The organism is Nonomuraea marmarensis, from assembly GCF_043197025.1.
GTDB classification, from domain to species: Bacteria; Actinomycetota; Actinomycetes; order Streptosporangiales; family Streptosporangiaceae; genus Nonomuraea; species Nonomuraea marmarensis.
Genome location: NZ_JBICRM010000088.1, coordinates 1 through 4,851, shown reverse-complemented (window position 1 = coordinate 4,851; position 4,851 = coordinate 1). Strand labels below are relative to the sequence as shown.

The following is a 4,851-nucleotide window of genomic DNA, read 5'->3' as shown; positions in this document are numbered from 1 at the left end:
AAACGGGGTGGGAGACCTCATCTCAAGGCGAGCTTCCCGCTTAGATGCTTTCAGCGGTTATCCCTTCCGAACGTAGCCAACCAGCCGTGCACCTGGCGGTACAACTGGCACACCAGAGGTTCGTCCGTCCCGGTCCTCTCGTACTAGGGACAGCCCCTTTCAAGTCTCCTGCGCGCGCAGCGGATAGGGACCGAACTGTCTCGCGACGTTCTAAACCCAGCTCGCGTACCGCTTTAATGGGCGAACAGCCCAACCCTTGGGACCTACTCCAGCCCCAGGATGCGACGAGCCGACATCGAGGTGCCAAACCATCCCGTCGATATGGACTCTTGGGGAAGATCAGCCTGTTATCCCCGGGGTACCTTTTAGCCGTTGAGCGACACCGCTTCCACACGCCGATGCCGGATCACTAGTCCCAGCTTTCGCTCCTGCTCGACCCGTCAGTCTCACAGTCAAGCCCCCTTGTGCACTTACACTCAACACCTGATTGCCAACCAGGCTGAGGGAACCTTTGGGCGCCTCCGTTACCCTTTAGGAGGCAACCGCCCCAGTTAAACTACCCACCAGACACTGTCCCCGATCCGGATCACGGACCAGAGTTAGACGTTCAAAACGACCAGAGTGGTATTTCACCAACGACTCCACCATCACTAGCGTGACAGCTTCCCAGTCTCCCACCTATCCTACACAAGACGCTCCAAACGCCAATGTCAAGCTGTAGTGAAGGTCCCGGGGTCTTTCCGTCCTGCTGCGCGTAACGAGCATCTTTACTCGTAATGCAATTTCGCCGGGTCTGCGGTTGAGACAGCGGGGAAGTCGTTACGCCATTCGTGCAGGTCGGAACTTACCCGACAAGGAATTTCGCTACCTTAGGATGGTTATAGTTACCACCGCCGTTTACCGGCGCTTAAGTTCTCACCTTCGCCAGGTCGCCCTGACTAAGCAGTCCCCTTAACGTTCCGGCACCGGGCAGGCGTCAGTCCGTATACATCGTCTTACGACTTCGCACGGACCTGTGTTTTTAGTAAACAGTCGCTTCCCCCTGGCCACTGCGACCCCCACCAGCTCACAGAGCTAGCCTGATCACCAGCAGAGGCCCCCCTTCTCCCGAAGTTACGGGGGCAATTTGCCGAGTTCCTTAACCACAGTTCACCCGATCGCCTTAGTATTCTCTACCTGACCACCTGAGTCGGTTTAGGGTACGGGCCGCCACAACACTCACTAGAGGCTTTTCTCGGCAGCATAGGATCATCCACTTCACCACAATCGGCTCGGCATCACATCTCAGGATACGCGCGAGGCGGATTTACCTACCTCGCTCCCTACATGCTTACCCCAGGACAACCATCGCCTGGGCTGGACTACCTTCCTGCGTCACCCCATCGCTTACCTACTACCCGATCGGATCGAGCGTTCAGCCTCACCCCTAGCCCCGAAGGGCATCAGAGGACTTAAGGACTCTTAGCATCACGAGGTTCGATATGGGCGCATTGAAGCGGGTACGGGAATATCAACCCGTTATCCATCGACTACGCCTGTCGGCCTCGCCTTAGGCCCCGACTTACCCTGGGCGGATTAGCCTGCCCCAGGAACCCTTGGTCATCCGGCGCGAGGGTTTCTCACCCTCGATTCGCTACTCATGCCTGCATTCTCACTCGCACAGCCTCCACAGCTAGATCACTCTGCTGCTTCACCGGCTGCACGACGCTCCCCTACCCATCAACACAGACGAATCTGCATCAATGCCACGACTTCGGCGGTGTACTTGAGCCCCGCTACATTGTCGGCGCGGAATCACTTGACCAGTGAGCTATTACGCACTCTTTCAAGGGTGGCTGCTTCTAAGCCAACCTCCTGGTTGTCTCTGCGACTCCACATCCTTTCCCACTTAGCACACGCTTAGGGGCCTTAGTCGGTGATCTGGGCTGTTTCCCTCTCGACTACGAACCTTATCGCCCGCAGTCTCACTGCCACGCTCTCACTTACCGGCATTCGGAGTTTGGCTGACGTCAGTAACCTTGTCGGGCCCATCAGCCATCCAGTGCTCTACCTCCGGCAAGAAACACGCAACGCTGCACCTAAATGCATTTCGGGGAGAACCAGCTATCACGGAGTTTGATTGGCCTTTCACCCCTACACACAGATCATCCCCCAGGTTTTCAACCCTGGTGGGTTCGGTCCTCCACCCAGTCTTACCTGAGCTTCAACCTGCCCATGCGTAGATCACTCCGCTTCGGGTCTACAGCATGCGACTCAAACGCCCTCTTCAGACTCGCTTTCGCTACGGCTCCCCCACACGGGTTAACCTCGCCACACACCATAACTCGCAGGCTCATTCTTCAAAAGGCACGCAGTCACATCACAGCCGCCCCCAAAGGGACGACTAAGCTCCTACGGCTTGTAGGCACACGGTTTCAGGTACTCTTTCACAACCCCTCACCGGGGCACTTTTCACCTTTCCCTCACGGTACTCGTGCACTATCGGTCATCAGGGAGTATTTAGGCTTACCAGGTGGTCCTGGCAGATTCACACAGGATTCCTCGAGCCCCGTGCTACTTGGGATCCCCTCAAGAAGCCTTCAAAGTTTCGCCTACCCGGCTCTCACGGTCTACGGCAGCCCTTCCCAGAGCTTTCAACTACCTCAAAGGTTTATCACTTCTTGTGGTCTCGGCAGAAACCACCAGAGGGTCCCACGACCCCGGACATGCAACACCTGCCGGCTATCACACACGCCCGGTTTAGCCTCATCCGCTTTCGCTCACCACTACTCACGGAATCACTCTTGTTTTCTCTTCCTACGGGTACTGAGATGTTTCACTTCCCCGCGTTACCACCAACCGCCCTATACATTCAAGCGGAGGCAACACCACATGACTGGTGCTAGGTTTCCCCATTCGGACATCCCCGGATCAACGTCTGGTTGGCGACTCCCCGAGGCTTAACGCAGCCTCCCACGTCCTTCATCGGCTCCTGATGCCAAGGCATCCACCGTGTGCCCTAAAAAACTTGGCCACAAAGATGCTCGCGTCCACTATGCAAATCTCAAACAACAAACAGCAACCACCCACACAACCCACAACAGGATTGAACGGCATGGCCCTGTACTGAGGCAACCAACGGCAACAAGCCCGTTTCCTCAGGACCCAACAGTGTGTCCAACCAACCCCAACCCCCGCACGCGCGTTCCCCTCCCACTCCTCTGACGAGGACGAGCGGTACTAGCACGCCGGCGATCCGGCCTGATCGAGTAGCCAGTGCTCCACTAGTGAGCTGTCACCCCACCACACGAACGGTGGTGCAAGGTGAGAGTGCTCCTTAGAAAGGAGGTGATCCAGCCGCACCTTCCGGTACGGCTACCTTGTTACGACTTCGTCCCAATCGCCAGCCCCACCTTCGACCGCTCCCCCCAGCAAGCTGGTTGGGCCACGGGCTTCGGGTGTTGCCGACTTTCGTGACGTGACGGGCGGTGTGTACAAGGCCCGGGAACGTATTCACCGCAGCGTTGCTGATCTGCGATTACTAGCGACTCCGACTTCATGGGGTCGAGTTGCAGACCCCAATCCGAACTGAGACCGGCTTTTAGGGATTCGCTCCACCTCACGGCATCGCAACCCTCTGTACCGGCCATTGTAGCATGTTTGCAGCCCAAGACATAAGGGGCATGATGACTTGACGTCATCCCCACCTTCCTCCGAGTTGACCCCGGCAGTCCCCCATGAGTCCCCACCACCCCGAAAGGCGTGCTGGCAACATGGAGCAAGGGTTGCGCTCGTTGCGGGACTTAACCCAACATCTCACGACACGAGCTGACGACAGCCATGCACCACCTGTCACCCAGTCCGAAGAAGCCCACATCTCTGCAGGTGTCCGGGTGATGTCAAACCTTGGTAAGGTTCTTCGCGTTGCGTCGAATTAAGCAACATGCTCCGCCGCTTGTGCGGGCCCCCGTCAATTCCTTTGAGTTTTAGCCTTGCGGCCGTACTCCCCAGGCGGGGCGCTTAATGCGTTAGCTCCGGCACGGAGATCGTGGAAGACCCCCACACCTAGCGCCCAACGTTTACAGCGTGGACTACCAGGGTATCTAATCCTGTTCGCTCCCCACGCTTTCGCTCCTCAGCGTCAGGTAAGGCCCAGCAAGCCGCCTTCGCCACCGGTGTTCCTCCTGATATCTGCGCATTTCACCGCTACACCAGGAATTCCACTTGCCCCTACCTACCTCTAGCCGGCCCGTATCCACCGCAGACCCGCAGTTAAGCTGCGGGCTTTCACGGCAGACGCGACCAGCCACCTACGAGCTCTTTACGCCCAATAATTCCGGACAACGCTTGCGCCCTACGTATTACCGCGGCTGCTGGCACGTAGTTAGCCGGCGCTTCTTCTGCAGGTACACGTCACCTTCGTCCCTGCTGAAAGAGGTTTACAACCCGAAGGCCGTCATCCCCCACGCGGCGTCGCTGCGTCAGGCTTCCGCCCATTGCGCAATATTCCCCACTGCTGCCTCCCGTAGGAGTCTGGGCCGTGTCTCAGTCCCAGTGTGGCCGGTCGCCCTCTCAGGCCGGCTACCCGTCGTCGCCTTGGTAGGCCACTACCCCACCAACAAGCTGATAGGCCGCGAGCCCATCCCCAACCAAAAAATCTTTCCACCACCAGACCATGCAATCGGTGGTCATATCCGGTATTAGACCCGGTTTCCCAGGCTTATCCCAGAGTCAGGGGCAGGTTACTCACGTGTTACTCACCCGTTCGCCGCTCGAGTACCCCGAAGGGCCTTTCCGCTCGACTTGCATGTGTTAAGCACGCCGCCAGCGTTCGTCCTGAGCCAGGATCAAACTCTCCAAACAATGTCTGGA

2 rRNA genes are annotated in these 4,851 nt (G+C 57.7%); both read right to left on the bottom strand.

Features of this window, described 5'->3' with window-relative positions:
* Positions 1–3,013, bottom strand: a 23S ribosomal RNA gene (locus ACFLIM_RS49945); the annotation flags it as partial.
* Positions 3,014–3,320: 307 nt separating this feature from the next.
* Positions 3,321–4,842: ribosomal RNA gene (locus ACFLIM_RS49940) — 16S ribosomal RNA — on the bottom strand.
* Positions 4,843–4,851 lie beyond the last annotated feature (9 nt).